The 15,018-nt window shown below is 64.3% G+C and carries 17 protein-coding genes; 9 read left to right on the top strand and 8 right to left on the bottom strand.

All coding sequences use genetic code 11. The annotated features are described in order from the left end of the window. Window positions 1-44: 44 nt before the first annotated feature. Complete coding sequence (locus ACX80G_RS10325) at window positions 45-593, top strand: TetR/AcrR family transcriptional regulator (protein WP_459307549.1); 549 nt, start codon at window positions 45-47, stop codon at window positions 591-593. Between the two features lie 6 nt (window positions 594-599). Here ACX80G_RS10325 and ACX80G_RS10330 read toward each other — a convergent pair whose 3' ends face one another. Genes ACX80G_RS10330 through arsB form a run of 4 tightly spaced genes read right to left on the bottom strand, consistent with a single transcriptional unit; the run spans window position 600 to window position 4,132 of the window. After that, complete coding sequence (locus ACX80G_RS10330; protein WP_459307550.1) at window positions 600-1,247, bottom strand: arsenate reductase ArsC; 648 nt, start codon at window positions 1,245-1,247, stop codon at window positions 600-602. 17 nt (window positions 1,248-1,264) lie between these two features. Next, on the bottom strand, window positions 1,265-2,629 hold the full coding sequence (locus ACX80G_RS10335) for an NAD(P)-binding domain-containing protein (RefSeq protein WP_459307551.1): 1,365 nt from the start codon (window positions 2,627-2,629) through the stop codon (window positions 1,265-1,267). Further along, complete coding sequence (locus ACX80G_RS10340; protein ID WP_459307552.1) at window positions 2,626-3,039, bottom strand: arsenate reductase ArsC; 414 nt, start codon at window positions 3,037-3,039, stop codon at window positions 2,626-2,628. The genes ACX80G_RS10335 and ACX80G_RS10340 overlap by 4 nt, the downstream gene beginning before the upstream one ends. After that, window positions 3,032-4,132, bottom strand: coding sequence for an ACR3 family arsenite efflux transporter (gene arsB / locus ACX80G_RS10345; RefSeq protein WP_459307553.1), 1,101 nt, complete (start codon window positions 4,130-4,132; stop codon window positions 3,032-3,034). Before arsB ends, ACX80G_RS10340 begins: the two co-directional genes overlap by 8 nt. A gap of 109 nt (window positions 4,133-4,241) precedes the next feature. Between arsB and ACX80G_RS10350 the strand changes: the two genes are divergently transcribed. Then, window positions 4,242-4,595, top strand: coding sequence for an ArsR/SmtB family transcription factor (locus tag ACX80G_RS10350; RefSeq protein WP_459307554.1), 354 nt, complete (start codon window positions 4,242-4,244; stop codon window positions 4,593-4,595). Window positions 4,596-4,776: 181 nt separating this feature from the next. Here ACX80G_RS10350 and ACX80G_RS10355 read toward each other — a convergent pair whose 3' ends face one another. After that, window positions 4,777-5,832 carry a lactonase family protein gene (locus ACX80G_RS10355; RefSeq protein WP_459307555.1) on the bottom strand — a complete coding sequence of 352 codons (1,056 nt, stop codon included), beginning with the start codon at window positions 5,830-5,832 and terminating at the stop codon, window positions 4,777-4,779. A gap of 87 nt (window positions 5,833-5,919) precedes the next feature. Between ACX80G_RS10355 and ACX80G_RS10360 the strand changes: the two genes are divergently transcribed. The 4 genes from ACX80G_RS10360 to ACX80G_RS10375 all read left to right on the top strand — a co-directional run bounded on the left by ACX80G_RS10360 (window position 5,920) and on the right by ACX80G_RS10375 (window position 9,207). Then, complete coding sequence (locus ACX80G_RS10360; RefSeq protein ID WP_459307556.1) at window positions 5,920-7,383, top strand: cryptochrome/photolyase family protein; 1,464 nt, start codon at window positions 5,920-5,922, stop codon at window positions 7,381-7,383. A 114-nt stretch (window positions 7,384-7,497) separates the two neighbouring features. Then, on the top strand, window positions 7,498-7,749 hold the full coding sequence (locus tag ACX80G_RS10365; protein ID WP_459307557.1) for a hypothetical protein: 252 nt from the start codon (window positions 7,498-7,500) through the stop codon (window positions 7,747-7,749). A 3-nt stretch (window positions 7,750-7,752) separates the two neighbouring features. Then, a complete protein-coding gene (locus ACX80G_RS10370) occupies window positions 7,753-8,667 on the top strand; it encodes an FHA domain-containing protein (RefSeq protein WP_459307558.1) in 915 nt (304 codons plus the stop codon). Between the two features lie 9 nt (window positions 8,668-8,676). Beyond that, window positions 8,677-9,207 (top strand): 2'-5' RNA ligase family protein, encoded by a 531-nt coding sequence (locus tag ACX80G_RS10375; RefSeq protein WP_459307559.1) that lies wholly within the window; start codon window positions 8,677-8,679, stop codon window positions 9,205-9,207. On the opposite strand, the gene ACX80G_RS10380 is transcribed toward ACX80G_RS10375, so the two are convergent. Both ACX80G_RS10380 and purB read right to left on the bottom strand, forming a co-directional pair. Continuing rightward, window positions 9,196-10,116: an AEC family transporter gene (locus tag ACX80G_RS10380; protein WP_459307560.1), complete on the bottom strand. Its 921-nt coding sequence runs from the start codon at window positions 10,114-10,116 to the stop codon at window positions 9,196-9,198. The genes ACX80G_RS10375 and ACX80G_RS10380 overlap by 12 nt on opposite strands. A gap of 34 nt (window positions 10,117-10,150) precedes the next feature. After that, the gene (gene purB, locus ACX80G_RS10385) at window positions 10,151-11,575 is read right to left on the bottom strand and encodes an adenylosuccinate lyase (RefSeq protein WP_459307561.1); all 1,425 of its coding nucleotides are present in this window, start codon (window positions 11,573-11,575) and stop codon (window positions 10,151-10,153) included. A gap of 209 nt (window positions 11,576-11,784) precedes the next feature. On the opposite strand from purB, the gene ACX80G_RS10390 reads away from it, so the two are divergent. Continuing rightward, a complete protein-coding gene (locus ACX80G_RS10390; RefSeq protein ID WP_459307562.1) occupies window positions 11,785-12,048 on the top strand; it encodes a hypothetical protein in 264 nt (87 codons plus the stop codon). Further along, window positions 12,045-13,337 carry a hypothetical protein gene (locus tag ACX80G_RS10395; protein ID WP_459307563.1) on the top strand — a complete coding sequence of 431 codons (1,293 nt, stop codon included), beginning with the start codon at window positions 12,045-12,047 and terminating at the stop codon, window positions 13,335-13,337. Before ACX80G_RS10390 ends, ACX80G_RS10395 begins: the two co-directional genes overlap by 4 nt. Before the next feature lie 10 nt (window positions 13,338-13,347). Here the strand turns inward: ACX80G_RS10395 and ACX80G_RS10400 are convergent, their stop codons facing one another. Further along, on the bottom strand, window positions 13,348-13,740 hold the full coding sequence (locus ACX80G_RS10400) for a phage holin family protein (RefSeq protein ID WP_459307564.1): 393 nt from the start codon (window positions 13,738-13,740) through the stop codon (window positions 13,348-13,350). Window positions 13,741-13,791: 51 nt separating this feature from the next. Between ACX80G_RS10400 and ACX80G_RS10405 the strand changes: the two genes are divergently transcribed. Beyond that, window positions 13,792-14,931 carry a histidinol-phosphate transaminase gene (locus ACX80G_RS10405; protein ID WP_459307565.1) on the top strand — a complete coding sequence of 380 codons (1,140 nt, stop codon included), beginning with the start codon at window positions 13,792-13,794 and terminating at the stop codon, window positions 14,929-14,931. The last annotated feature ends 87 nt before the right edge of the window (window positions 14,932-15,018 follow it).

Consider the following 15,018-nt stretch of genomic DNA (forward strand, 5'->3'; position numbering starts at 1 on the left):
TCCAGCCGGTACAGTAAAGCGTGAAGATACGTTACGATTGACACATGGCTAGTTCCAAAGAGCGCATTCTTGACAGCTTCGAGAACATCCTCATAAACGACGGCGAACGGGCCGCGACCATGGAAGCGATCGCAGCGGCTGCCGACGTGTCCAAGGGTGGCTTGTTGTATCACTTCCCGTCGAAGGAAGCGTTGGTGAATGCGTTGGGGGATCGGCTCCTGGCCCTTTCCACGATTGACCGTGAGCTGATGACCGCTGACTCCGAGGGAGCGGCCCGCTACTACGTACGGACCTCCGTGTATGAGGACAGTGCGCTCGACCGGGCCCTCGTGGCGATGGCACGCCTCGCCCAGCAGGGGCACCCGAAGGCACAGCAAAATTTCGCACAGATTCAGGCGCTGTGGTTGGGTGCACTCGAGGTATCGCTAGGAAGCCGCCCGGTAGCTCGCGCCGTGAAGCTCATGGGCGATGGGCTTTACTACGACGCGGCCTTCTTCGCAGGCAGCGGCGCCAACCAGGAATTCACCGACGAGATGGAGCAACTTCTGGAGCTGGTCGATCTGTTGCAGGAACCGTTGCGCAGGAATGCTTAGTCCCGGTTACTGGTCGAGTAGTTCGGCCGCCAGCTTACGGATTCGTTCGTCCAGGTCGTTCCGCACCCGCTCGACACCGGCAGGGTCCAGATCCGCCGGGTCTTCGACCTGCCAGTCCTCGTAACGCTTCCCTGGGTAGATCGGGCAGGTATCACCACAGCCCATGGTGATGACGACGTCGGCCGCCCGCACCACGTCGTCGGTGAGGGGCTTGGGGAAATCGGCGTCCAGATCAATGCCGAGCTCCTTCATGGAGTTGACCACGTGGGCGTTGAGATGTTCTGCGGGCATTGATCCTGCAGAACGGACACTAATCCGGCCCTCGCCGTAATGCCTGAGCAACCCGGCGGCCATCTGCGAGCGTCCAGCGTTCTGCACGCACACGAACAGCACCTCGGCCTTTCCGCTGGGACGGATGCCCTGGGCGTGAGCGAGGGCGTTCAGGCGGTCCTCGGCGAAGTGCTTGGTGATGGAGGCCAGATAGGTCTTGATCTTTGCGGTCCGCGCGAGGGCTGTGTAGGACTCGAAAACGTACCGGTCGACCATCTCTGGACTAAACACACCGTCGAACCTGCCCGCGAGCTCACCGCTGATCCTGTGCAGGACATGTTCGTCGTTGATCAATCCGGGCATCGGGTTGGGGTGAGTTGCCATGTTGAGCTCCTTCTTGGTCAGTAATCAGGGTCGTTGAAGCGGCCGTGGACCGTTCCGGTCGGGACGCCAACGCTCACTAGTTGGGGCGTGCTGCAACAACTGTCCGCTTCTTCCTGCGCGGCTGGCGCCGGAGCGTCACAGGAACCGCCCAGATCGGTGCTGCAGACTCCGGTCGCCGGGAGTGCCAACTGCACGTCCTCAGCGGCGGCTGTGTCGCCGGCTAGTGCCGCGACCACCGACCGAACCTGCTCGTAGCCGGTGGCCATCAGGAAGGTGGGTGCACGCCCGTAGCTCTTCATCCCAACCAGGTAGAAGTCTTTGTCGGGATGAGCTAGCTCCTTGGCGCCGTGCGCGGGCACAGTGCCGCAGCTGTGGAACTCGGGGTCGATCAAGGGTCCCAGCGCGCGGGGCGCTTCAACCGCAGGGTCCAGTTCCAGGCGGAGTTCCTGGACGATTCCCAGATCCGGTCTGAAGCCAGTGGCCGGAATCAGGACGTCCACCTCGACTGAGCCATCGGCGGTGTGGACAGTCAGCGCGTCGCCGGCGGTGAAGCCGGTGATAGTGAACGACGTCCTAAGCTCCACCACGCCGTCTGCAACCAGCTTGCGCAGCCGGGAGCCGAGCTGGCCGCGAGCTGGCAGGCCGTCGAGGTCGCCGCCCCCATAGAGCCGATCGGCAGAACCCGTGCCGCGGACGGCCCAGATGATGGAGGTGGACCCGGAGGCGCGTGCCACCTGTCCAAGCGCGATCAGGGTGTTGGCCGCAGAGTGCCCGGCGCCGACCACCATGACCCGTTTGCCTTCGAACTGCTCACGGGCGTCGCCTGCTGCGTCAGGGAGCGGGCGAGTGATGAAGCGGTCGGCCTCAGGCTCTCCGTGGGCCGGGAGTCCACCCTGCCCGAGGGGGTTTGGCTGGTCCCAGGTGCCGGAGGCGTCGATGACGGCGCGTGCCAGATGGTCCTCAACGCCGTTAGGGCCTTGCACCCTGACCAGGAACGGCTGCCTGTCGCGGTCCTTGGTCCGGGTCTTGTCTATCCCCTGGCGGGTCACCGCGAGGACGCGGGTGTTGAGCTGCAGGGTTTCGGCGATGACCGGTACTGCCGCCAGCGGAGTCACGTAATCGGCAACCAGCTCGGATCCGTAGGGTAGGGCCGTTCCCCGTGGGGAGGCCCAACCAGTGGGCTCGAGCAGACGGCGCGCGGCGGCATCGATGTTGAACTGCCACGGGGAAAACAAGCGGATGTGGCCCCAGTCGCTGACCGCGGCACCTGGCGTCGTACCGGCCTCGAAGATCAGTGGCTGCAGGCCTCGCTCGAGGAGGTGAGCTGCGGCGGCGAGACCGATGGGTCCCGCTCCGATGATCACGACCGGGAGCCCGCTCACGCGGGAAGCAACTCCGCGATCAAGGCTTCGACGCGGCCCTTGATGGTGTCGCGGATCGGCCGGACCGACTCCACGCCCTTGCCTGCCGGGTCTTCAAGCACCCAGTCCTCGTAACGTTTCCCCGGGAAGTAGGGGCATTCGTCACCGCACCCCATGGTGACGACGACGTCGGAGTCTTTGACGGCGTCGTCGGTAAGGACCTTGGGGATTTCAGCCGACATGTCGATGCCGAGTTCGCGCATTGCCTCGACTGCTGCTGGGTTGATCGAGTCGGCTGGCTGCGAGCCGGCGGAGCGGACTTCGATCCGGCCCTCGGAGAGGGTGGTCAGGAAGGCGGCGGCCATCTGGGAGCGGCCAGCGTTGTGGACGCAGACGAAGAGGACTGAGGGTTTGGTTGATGAATCAGACATGTGAGGTTTCCTTTGCGGGTGTCAGGGGATCGGTGGCGAAGAAGCGCTTCCGCGCCCAGAGGGCCACATAGACCAGTGCAACAAGAACCGGGACTTCAATCAAGGGTCCGACGACGCCGGCCAGCGCCTGGCCGCTGGTCACCCCGTAGGTGCCGATGGCGACGGCGATAGCCAACTCGAAGTTGTTGCCGGCGGCGGTGAAAGCCAGGGTGGTGGTTTTGGCGTAGCCAAGGTTCAGCAGCTTACCGATCACCATGCCTGCTGTGAAGACCACCAGAAAATAGATCAGCAGGGGGAGGGCAATACGGGCGACGTCGAGCGGCCTGGCGAGGATCTCATCGCCCTGCAGGGCGAAGAGGATCACGATGGTGAACAGCAGTCCGTAGAGGGCCCACGGTCCGAGCTTGGGGAGGAACTTTCCCTCATACCAGTCGCGACCCTTGGCGCGCTCGCCGATGGTGCGGGTGAGGAACCCGGCCAGCAGTGGTATGCCGAGGAAGATGAGTACGCTGATGGTGATGGCCCAGAGGGAGAAGTCGGCGCTGGCGGTTGGCAGTCCCAGCAGGCTGGGCAGTCCCTGCAGGTAGAACCAGCCCAGCGCTCCGAAGGCGAAGACCTGGAAGACCGAATTGATGGCGACGAGAACGGCCGCCGCCTCGCGGTCACCGCAGGCGAGGTCGTTCCAGATCATCACCATGGCGATACAGCGGGCCAGGCCGACAATGATCAAACCGGTGCGGTATTCGGGCAGGTCGGGGACGAAGACCCAGGCCAGGATAAACATGAAGGCAGGGGCGGCAACCCAGTTGATCACCAGGGAGGTGATCATGAGCTTCCGGTCCTTGATCACTGCACCGGTCTGGTCATAGCGGACCTTAGCCAGCACCGGATACATCATCACCAGGAGGCCGACGGCGATGGGCAGGGACACCGAGCCGATGGCCAGGGAGTCGAGGGCTCCGGCCATGCCGGGAATGAACTGGCCGAGAGCGATGCCAACTACCATCGCGGCGATGATCCAGACCGGAAGCAGTCGATCGAGGGTGGACAGTCTGCCGGTCGTCTCTTCGGCGGGAAGGGTTTGAGTACTCAAGGGGCTCCGTTGAACGGGACGAATGGTGGTCGTATAAATCGATGGTCTTCGATGCCTGAAGTATTTCCCAATCCATCGACGAATGTCAATGTCAGTGCATAATGGATGGATGACTACCGCCGTCACAACACAACCCGACGCCCTCACCGCCTGCTGCACGCCCACGGGTGAGCCGGTCATGTCGGAGGAGACGGCGTCGTCGTTGGCCGCTCAGTTAAAGGCGATCGCTGATCCCAACAGGCTACGGATGGTCTCGATCATCTCCTCAAGCGACAATGCTGAGGCGTGCGTTTGCGACATCACCGAGCCGCTGAACCTTGGCCAGTCGACAGTGTCGCACCACCTGAAGATCCTGGTCGACGCGGGCGTCCTGACCCGGGAGAAGAGGGGCGTGTGGGCGTATTATTCGCTGGTTCCGGGCGCACTGGACAGCCTCGCCGGGGCGCTGACCGGCCGCTCCTGACTACCCCCTCCGCCGAAAAGACCACCTCCGTCACAAAGTTAGATCGGGCGACTTGGCCGGGCGGTGAGTACCGGACCCTAAACGCCGCAGAAAAGTGGTGGCGTCGCAGAAAAGTGGTGGCGTCGCCACTTAGCTTCCCTTCCGCCACTTTTCTGCACGCAACAGCGCTAGTCCAACAACGCTAGGCCAACGGCGAGAATTCGATCCAGCGCGGACCGGGGTTGCAGTCGTATTTTCCACGCTCGTGCAGGCGCCCGCTTTGGGGGTCGATCCGGTACACGGTCAGCTGGCCGGAGAGCTCACCGACCGCCAGCAGGAACTCACCAGTCGGATCGATGTTCATCCCGCGCGGCTGGGCCTGGGTGGTGGTGGTATCGATCAGCGAGAGCGTGCCATCGGGTGCTACGGCGACGACGGCGATGGTGCTGCTGGATCGTTCGGTGCTGTACAGAAAACGGCCGTCGGGGGACACCTGCAGTTCGGCGCACCAGATGGCATTCGCGGCCGGGTCCGGTCCGGACCCGTCGCGGACCCGGCCCGGCACGAGGTTCAGGGAGGAGGCAATTGAGGAGATCCGCTGCTGCTCGGTCAGGACGCCGGTCTCGGGGTCTTGGGCGTAGGCGGCAATCTCCCCCGACATTTCGTGAAGCGCGTAGAGCGTCTCCCCGGACGGCGAGAAGCGCAGATGCCGTGGGCCGCTCCCGGCCGGCGCGGCCACCTGGCCGCCGACACCTAGTGCCCCGGTGACGGAATCGACCGGCCACCACGCAATCAGGTCGTCGCCCAGGGCGGTGGCGTACACGAATCGTCCGTCAGGGCTCGTGACCACCGCGTGGGCATGCTTGCCGGGTGCGGCGGAGGACGCGGTGCCAGGGAGCATCCCGCCGTCGTCGTCAAGGCTCATGACGCTGACCAGGTGGTCGGTGTAGGAGGCGCCGAGCAGGTGACCGCACGACGGGTCGACCCCCAGATAGGCCATCCCAGCGATCAGCTCTGCAGTCCCGTGTGGCCTGAGGTCTCCGGTGCTCCCATCGATGGCGAGTGACCTCACCGTGGGCGGCGTGGTGGCCAGCGCTGCATACAGCAGGCGGTCGCTGGGGTGTATCGCCAGGCACTGCACCTTGACGCCCAGCGCCAACGACTGACCGGCGTCGAGTGCCCCGGAACGGGTGTCCAGGCGGAAGGTGTCAATACTCTGGCCGTCGGCGCAGGCAACATGAACGGCGAATCGAGTCATAGGCTTCACCCTAGCAACCGGGCGCGGGAAGCCCGCGATGTGGAAGCATGGCAGCGGTGCTGAAGCGCGGCACGCAGGACGAAGGAGATGTCAGTGCAGGTTCGGTTGGTTTTCCCTCACCAGCTCTTCGAGGAGCACCTCGGCGCGCCCGCGGCGCACCGGTTCATCCTGGTAGAGGATGATCTGTTCTTCCGCCAGTACCGATTCCACCAGCAGAAACTGGTGCTGCACCGTGCCAGTATGCGCCACTTCGCGCAGCGCCTCAGGGACGCGGGCTACACGGTGGACTACCTCGAAACTTCGGCGACGACCCCCAGTCAGGACCGATTGGGTGCTCACCTGCGGGACATCGGGGCTACGCGGTGCACGTATTGCGATGTCGTCGACGACTGGCTGGAGCAGCGGCTCGCCACGACCCTCGGAAACCTCGGCCTGACGGCGCAGGTGGACACCAGCCCCGGATTCCTGCTCAGCCCCGACGAGATTCGGGGCTACTTCACCAACGCCGGCTGGCGGATGCAAAACTTCTACGAGTGGCAGCGCCGTCGGCTGGGAATCCTGGTTGAACCAGATGGCAGCCCGGTGGGCGGTCGCTGGAGCTTCGACGCCGACAACCGGAAGAAACTGCCCAGGGGGTTGGCCGTTCCGGACCTGCCCGTGCTCGACCCCACCGACAACGTGCGGGACGCCATCGACTGGGTCACGCGGGAATTCCCCGACAATCCGGGAGTCGCCGGGACGTTCAACTGGCCGGTCACGCACCAGCAGGCGGCAGGCGCCCTTGAGGCGTTCCTTAATGAACGGTTTGCCCAGTTCGGCCCGTACGAGGATGCAATCTCCGCGCCGGACTCGTTTCTGTTCCATTCGGCGCTGAGTTCCAGCATCAATTCGGGCCTGCTCAGCCCGCTGGAGGTGGTCGATGTGACCCTGGACCATGCCGGCCGGCATGACACGCCGATCGCCAGTGTCGAGGGGTTCATCCGGCAAGTGATCGGGTGGCGCGAGTACATGCGGGCCTCGTATCTGCTGCGTGGTCGCGAGATGCGCACCAGCAACACCCTCGGGTTCGACCGGGGCCTGGCTGAGGGATGGTGGACCGGGGAGACGGGTCTGGAGCCGGTCGACGTCGTCATCAAACGGATCGGTGACACCAGCTATGCGCACCATATTGAGCGGCTGATGGTGCTCGGAAACGCGATGGCGCTGCATCGGATCCACCCGGACGCCGTCTACGAGTGGTTCATGGCGATGTTCATCGACGCCTATGACTGGGTGATGGTTCCCAATGTATACGCCATGAGTCAGTACGCGGCCGGCAGCATAATCACCACCAAGCCCTATGTCAGCGGGAGTAATTATCTGAAGAAGATGAGCAACTTCCCGCCCGGCGGGTGGCAGGAGAGCTGGGATGCCCTGTACTGGCAGTTCGTGAGTGACCACCGCGCGATGTTCAGCCGGAATCCACGCTCCTCAATGATGGTCGCGCTCTATGACAAGTTCGACGACGAGAAGAAGGTGCGCCTGCATCTAGAGGCAGCGCGCTGGCTCTAGGCGTCTTGCAGGAAGGCTTGTTGCCGGACGGGGGCCCGTACTAGGGTTGGATCGTTAGCGTCAGACGGGTAGAGGGCGTCTGTCATAGAGCACACTCCATTGAAGGAATCACTCATGACCGAAAACACCTCCGCAGACCCACAGGGCAACCACAACATCCGCGATTGGGCTGACCTGGCCGAGGAAATGTGGACTTACCTGACCGGCAAGGGCGCAGCGGTGAACTACAGCTTCATCGACATGACGGTGGAGGTTCCCCGAGACATCGGGCCCGACGCCCCGCGCGCCACCTGGAAGCTGAACGGAACCCTTCGGGTCACTACCAGCGATAACGATGCAGCGGGCTCCGATACCCACCGCAACTGAGTCATGGCTGCAAAAATTCGACTGGAGATCGATCTCGCATTCTCGATGACCGAACCAGCAACGGCGGATCGCACCGCATCAACGGTCAGCGGAACAGTGACAGCCAACGGCTCGACGGTTGAGGTGTTCGTCGACTCGCCTGAAGCATTCGGCGGGACCTCCACACCGTCGCTCGCCGCGGTCAGGGAGTTGGCGAAAGCCCTTGCCGACAAGGGCGTCGCCGTGTCCATTACGGGCCCCAAGGGCAACCTCGTGAGCCTCGGAGCGGTCGAGGCTTCACGGGTGCAACGACTCCTGACCCGGTCCCCGCATATCCGCCTGGGGTCGCTCGGTGCCCTCACGCCGCTGGCCAGGAGCGTGCGCGGGTCAGGTAAAGCCGGGACTTCCGGCCTCCTGCCGCCGTCAACTCCGTTCCCGCTTGTCCCCACCGTCAACCGGATGATTCGCCGCCGGGTGACCACCACCCACCACACGCCGGGCAGCGGGCGCGCCCGGCTGATCTTCGTCCAGGATTCAGCGACGTGGAGCGGCCAAGTGCCGCGGGAGTTCAATCTGGGGCCCGTGAGTACCACGATTGGCAGCGGGCCCGACGTCGACCTGATGCTTCCCGGGCTGGACGCCATTCACGCCGAGGTAATGCACAACGACGCCGACGAGTACGTCCTCATCCCCCGCGGGCCGGTCAGTGGGAGCGTCAACCCGACCGGGCCATCAGTGCTGAGGACAGGTGCACGGATCCAGCTGGGTCAATGGTGCCTCGCCTATTTCCGTGAGGAGTATGCCGATCACGGGCGGCCGTTCGGCGGTCGAAGCGGAGGAGAGCTGGCCTACCAGCGTCCGCAGTTCGATCCGCGGACCGGCAGAACCGAGGGTGACGGTTCGGAGGGTGTCGGGGATTTTCGCCGGCGCCCTCACTGAGCGGGCCCGGTGGACAGCATTGAACTGCTCTTTGACGATGCCACGGAGCAGTTCATTCATGCCGAATGGGATGCCCTGCTCGCGGCTGGCCTGCCCAGCCGGGCCGCCCACAATTCACCGCACAACCGGCCGCACATCACGCTGATCGCAGCGCCGGTGATCACCGGCGACCGGGACGGGGAGCTGGGCGAACGCCTCACCCTTCCCCTGACGATTTCCTTCGCCGGACTGCTGCTGTTCGACGCCGGACGGCGCGGTTTTGTACTGGCCCGGCAGGTGGTGTGTACTTCTCAACTGCTGCAGCTGCATCAGGGGGTGTACGACGTCGGCAACGTTGACGGCCCCATGCGTACGTCGCTGCCTGACGCTTGGGTTCCCCACATCACCCTCGCCAATGCGGTAAGCCCAGACCGACTGCCGGACGCGCTTGCCATCCTGACCGGGGCCGAGCCAGCGGGCAACGTGGTGGGGGTGCGACGTTGGAACAGCCGGGCGAAGACCATCACGCTGCTCGGTGGGGCCCAGACGTTAGTTCAGTAGCCAGGCAATGAGGATCAGTGCCGGCACGGCCAACGCCGATGACAACAGGATTACGTCTCTCGCGACAGTGATTCCCTTGTCGTAGCGTCCAGCGAAAAGGAACACGTTTTGGGCGGCGGGAAGGGCGGCCATCACCACGGCGCCGAACACCAGTCCGGGCTCGAGCTGGAATAGGAACCTGCTCAGCAGGTAGGCGGTTGCTGGCATGACCAGGGTCTTGATGAGGGTCGCCACGATCACCTCGGTGCGGCCCTCGCTGGCACGCAATGGCCGGCTTCCACGCAGGGACATGCCGAACGCCAACAGCACCAACGGGACTGCAGCTCCGCCCAGCAGCTGCAGTGGTTCCCACACCAACTCCGGAACCTCCAGCCCGGTCCACCCGACCGCCAGCCCAAGGAAGGACGCGATGATCATCGGGTTGCGGAACGGTTGGGTGAGGACATTCCTGACGGAGGGCTTCCGCCCCGATGACAGGTCGAGAATGGTGAGGTACAGCGGAGTCAGCAGGAGCAGCTGCACCAGCAAGACCGGCGCGACGGCGGCGGCATTCCCCAGTGCGTAGACGGCGATCGGAATGCCGATGTTGTTGGCATTGACGTAGGAGCCTGCCATCGCGCCGATCACGGTTTCGGCGGCGGGCCGGCGGAACCAGATCCGGCTGACCGTGACATACAGTAACGCAGCGACAACCGCAGTGATCAGGGCGATGGGTAGGTACGCGGACAGGACGGCGGCGAGGTCCGCCTGCGCGAGGATGGTAAAGAGCAGGGCGGGGTTGGTGATGAAGAATGCGGTCTGCGTGAGGGCCTTGACCGTCTCGGGGCCACCGACCCGCAACCGGGCGGCGAGGTAACCTGTAAGGATCACCGCCCCAACAACCGCGAAGCCTGCTATTACGCCGTTCACAGGGCCCTCCAGTCGCAGGTGATGAGGGGTGAGGTTACCCGAGGTGGTCGACGAGCTGCTCAGCGATGCCGGTGTAGGTTGCCGGCGTGAGCGCCAGGAGTCGAGACTCGGCCTCGGGCGAAAGTCCCAGCCCGACGACGAACTCCTGCATCCGGGCTGCGTCAACGCGCTGTCCACGGGTCAGGTCCTTGAGCCGTTCGTAGGGGTCATCCATGCCGGGAACACCGGCAATCCCCTCGGCCCGCATGACCATCTGGATTGCTTCGCCCAGCACTTCCCAATTGGTGTCCAGGTCGGCCGCGAGCACTGATTCGGCGACGTCGAGCCGGTCCAGTCCCTTAGCCACATTCGACAGGGCGAGGAGGGAGTGGCCGAACGCCACGCCGATGTTGCGCTGGGAGGAGGAATCGGTGAGGTCCCGCTGCCACCGAGAGGTCACCAGGGTGGCACCGAGCACGTCCAGGAGCGAGCAGGAGACCTCAAGGTTCGCTTCGGCGTTCTCAAACCGGATCGGGTTCACCTTGTGCGGCATGGTGGAGGAACCGGTGGCACCTTCGACCGGGACCTGGGCGAAGTAGCCAATGGAGATGTAGCTCCACACATCGGTGCAGAAGTTGTGGAGGATTCTGTTGAAGCGGGCCACATCGGAGTACAGTTCGGCCTGCCAGTCGTGGGACTCGATCTGGGTGGTCAGCGGATTCCAGGTGAGGCCCAAACCCTCGACGAAGTCCCGTGAAATCCGCTGCCAGTCGGCGCCCGGCACCGAAGCGTAGTGGGCCGCGAACGTGCCTGTGGCACCGTTGATCTTGCCCAGGTATTCGGTACCCTCGATCCGCTTGAGTTGCCGGTCCAGGCGGTGCGAGAACACGGCGAGTTCCTTGCCCAGGGTGGTGGGCGTGGCCGGTTGGCCGTGGGTACGGGACAGCATGGGTACGGCGGCCGACTCGCGTGCCATGCTGGCGATCCGGGCAGTCAGCGACCGGGCAGCTGGGAGCCACACGTTCTCGACGGCACCCTTGACTCCGACGGCGTACGACAGGTTGTTGATGTCCTCCGAGGTGCAGCCAAAGTGGACCAATGGTTTGAGCTCTGCGATCCCGAGATCGGGCAGCCGGCGCCCGATGAAGTATTCGACTGCTTTTACATCGTGCACTGTCACGCGTTCCAGCTCGGCGAGCTCTGCGACTGACTCGCCGTCGAAGCCGGTAACGACGGCCCGCAGCGCCACTTCCTGGTCGGGGGCGAGGGGTGCGGTTCCCGGCAGTACGGTGTTCCGAGTGAGGTGGATCAGCCACTCCACCTCCACGTGGACGCGGTCCCGGTTGAGGGCGGCCTCCGAAAGATAGTCGACCAGCGGTGCCACAGCTCCGCTGTACCGGCCGTCCAGCGGTCCGAGAGTCAGTGGAATGCCCGACTGGGTTGAAGTCGACGCGAGGTGCACCCTGGAAATATCAGCCATACCACCGATCATTTCATGCTCCGGCGGATGCCAGCTGTCGTGTGACTTCTCCTCCCCAGCGTAAGACACGCTGTGCCTGCACACATAAGGGCCATGCCCGCCCAGGCCGGGCTGGCCCGCGAGTAGCGTTCAGAACAATCACTCAGGGATTGGAACTGCTAGGAGGAACGGTGAATGCGGCGACGGACTGGTCGTGTGAACCCTGGGCGGTGGACAGTTCGACGGCTGCAGCACTCGGCTCTCTTCTGCTGCTCCAGGCGGAAATGGTGGAGGAGATAGCTTCCCGGCTGGTGGGAGGTGGAGCACTGGAGTGGGATTCACCAGCCGGGCGCAACTTTGGCGACTATGTTCTGGGCCAGGCGTGCGGTGTGCGGCGGGCAAGCGATCTATTGCGGGAGGCCGCGACGCAGGTCGGGTCGTTTGCCTCGGCGCTGCGCAGCCTTGAGTACAGCACCTTCGTTGCGCAGTCGTGAGTGCGGCAGCGGATCTGACCCCAGTCGGCCCGCCGTCCGATCCAGACCAGGGTGGCATCACCGTGCGCGGCGGCGTCGGAAGTATCCGCTTCCAGTGGGACGAGCTGCGGCAAGGCGCCGCGCGGCTCGGTCTCCTGGCCGACGAGTTGCGCGACGCCCTGTACCGTTGCGGAGACCTGCAATGGCGTCTGCAGATGGTCCTCAGAGCGCAGGACGCCGCGGTGCGCGGCGCGGGGGACGCCGCGGTTTCCGCCGTGGATACGGCACGGATGGCACTTAGCCGCAGCAATGGCGAGCTGCGCGACACCGCTCAACGGATTGAGCTGTGCCGGCTCACCTATGAGGGGGCCGAAGCCATCGCGCAACTGGCCACCGCCGCAGCCCGGGGGATGGTGGGAGACATTGAACGCGGGCTGCACCGGGCGATCGGTCTAGCCAACGCCGGCAACTTCGCGGAGCCAGCGCCGCTCAGGGTGGAACGTGCGGCGGCACCGGAACGGATCACTCTGGACGGGTCGGTACCTGCCCTGTTGCAGCGGGTTGACGCCGTGAAAGATGAAGGCCCAGGAGTTTTCGAGGTACTGAAGGTGCAGGGCACTAGCGGTCCGGTCTACGTCGTGGTGCTTCCCGGCACCCAAGGCTTTAGCCTTGCTGCGAGCAGTAATCCCTTTGATCCAACGGGAGTGGTTGAGGCGGTTCACTACGACAGCGTCTTCGTTGCAGACGCGGTCCGCGGCGCGCTCACTGAAGCAGGAGCCAGCCAGGGGGACAGCGTGATGATGGTCGGCTATAGCCAGGGCGGAATGCACGCAGCGAACCTCGCACAGGATCCCGGTATCACAGAAGCCTTCACGCTTCAGCTGGTTCTCACCGCTGGCTCTCCAACCGGACGCGAACCTTCCGGCGGTGCGACGTACCTGCAGTTGGAACACGCCGATGATTGGGTGCACCAGTCGGACGGCACCACAAACCCCGACGAACGCGACAGGGTGACAGTGACGTTGCGGAACCCGGCGGCGGAAACCCCCGATGGTGACAAGGGCACTGGTGCAGCGCACAGGCTGGATACGTATCTCGACGGCGCAGAGGCGGTCGAAGCCAGCACCAACCCGTCGATCGTTGCATCGGTCGGGGTGCTGCGGGCCGCGATCGGCGTCGGGGCGTCGGCCGAGCGACACGTGTTCAGGGCCCAGCGCCGGCTCCCGGTTGGTGCGCCGGCATCAGGGCATGGACGACGGGGCAAGCCCCCGGGCGCCACGACGGCTCCGGTGCCCCGACCGGATCGTTAGGGCGGCTCAGCTACCGGCGGGTGCCGGTGAGGGACCCGGCTACCACCGATACGACACTAATGATGAGGGAGCCGACCACAGCCGACCAGAAGAAGTCGTCGACCGAGAACTGGATAGGGGTGAAAGACGTCAGCCATGCGGTCAGCATCAGCATTCCCGCATTGATGACAATGGTGAACAACCCGAGAGTGAGGATCGTGAGCGGCAGGGACAATAACGCAACAATAGGTCGGACCAACGCATTGACGATGCCGAACACGACCCCCACAAAAAGGTAGGAAAGGATCACTCCGGTCGTGTCCCCGTCGGATGAGGCGGACCCCACCTCGATACCCGGGAGCAGCCAGGCGGCGACGAAAAGTGCCAGCGCATTGATCAGAATGCGGACCACGAACTTCAGCATGCCCCAATGCTGTCACAAGGGTCCGCTTCTGCCCAGCGATAAGCTGGAGCCATGACTACACCAGAGCGCCAGGGCGACGACGCCGGGGCAGAGGACCTTCCCATTCATCCCCGCAGCGTGCTGGGCCTCCTACCCCGTTATGGGGCAGGGAAACCCCCGGTCGTCGTGGAAGGGCTGCAGAGCTACAAGCTCTCCTCCAACGAGAACCCGCTTCCACCGCTTCCTTCGGTGCTGGCTGCGATCGCTTCCCAGACGCACATCAATCGGTACCCTGATCCGATGACCACCGCGCTGCGGACGGCCCTCGCGTCGTTTCTCTCCGTCCCCGCCGAGGACATCGTGGCTGGCGCGGGAAGTCTTGGTGCCCTCAACCAGGTGCTCGCCACCTTTGCAGGCCAGAATGACTACGACGCCGCGGACGAGGTGATTTATCCGTGGCGGTCCTTCGAGGCGTACCCCATCTGTGTTGGCCTGGCCGGTGCCACAGGCTTGCAGATCCCCCTGAACCAGGACGGCACCCACGACCTTGATGCAATGGTGGCGGCCATCACCGACCGGACCCGCGTCATTCTGCTCTGCACCCCGAACAACCCGACCGGGCCCATCCTCACGCAGGCCGCCGTCAGCGCGTTCCTGCAGCGGGTGCCGGGGCACATCGTCGTGGTCATTGATGAGGCGTACCAGGAATTCGTCAGGAACACGGACGCGGTGGATGGGCTCGCCATGTATCGGGAGCACCAAAACGTTGTGGTGTTGCGCACGTTCTCGAAGGCCCACGGCCTGGCCGGTCTTCGCGTGGGTTACTCCGTCTCACAGTCCGAGCTCACCCAGCACCTCAGAGTCAGCGCCGTGCCGTTTGCTGTTTCGCAGATCGCCGAACAGGCGGCAGTCACATCGCTGGATCATTTCGACGAGGTCGCGGAGCGCGTCCAGGGAATTGTCGACGAGCGGACCAGGGTGGTCGAAGGCCTACGGTCCCTAGGCTGGACGATCCCAAACGCTGAGGGAAATTTTGTCTGGCTGGCGCTCGGAGACCGAACGCCCGAGTTCGCGGCGCTCGCTGAACAGCGAGCACTGTCGGTCAGAGCCTTCGGGGTCGAAGGTGCCCGGGTGAGCATCGGAGAGCCCGAAGCTAACACCCGGTTCCTAGAACTCTGCTCGACCTACGGCAGCGGGCCGGGCGTTTCGTAGAACGTCACAAATGGGTCGCGCACGATCGCGTCGCTAGTGTTGACCGAGTACATGCGGATGAGGGCATGTCCCAACGACGTATTCCAT

The organism is Arthrobacter glycogeni (assembly GCF_054510815.1).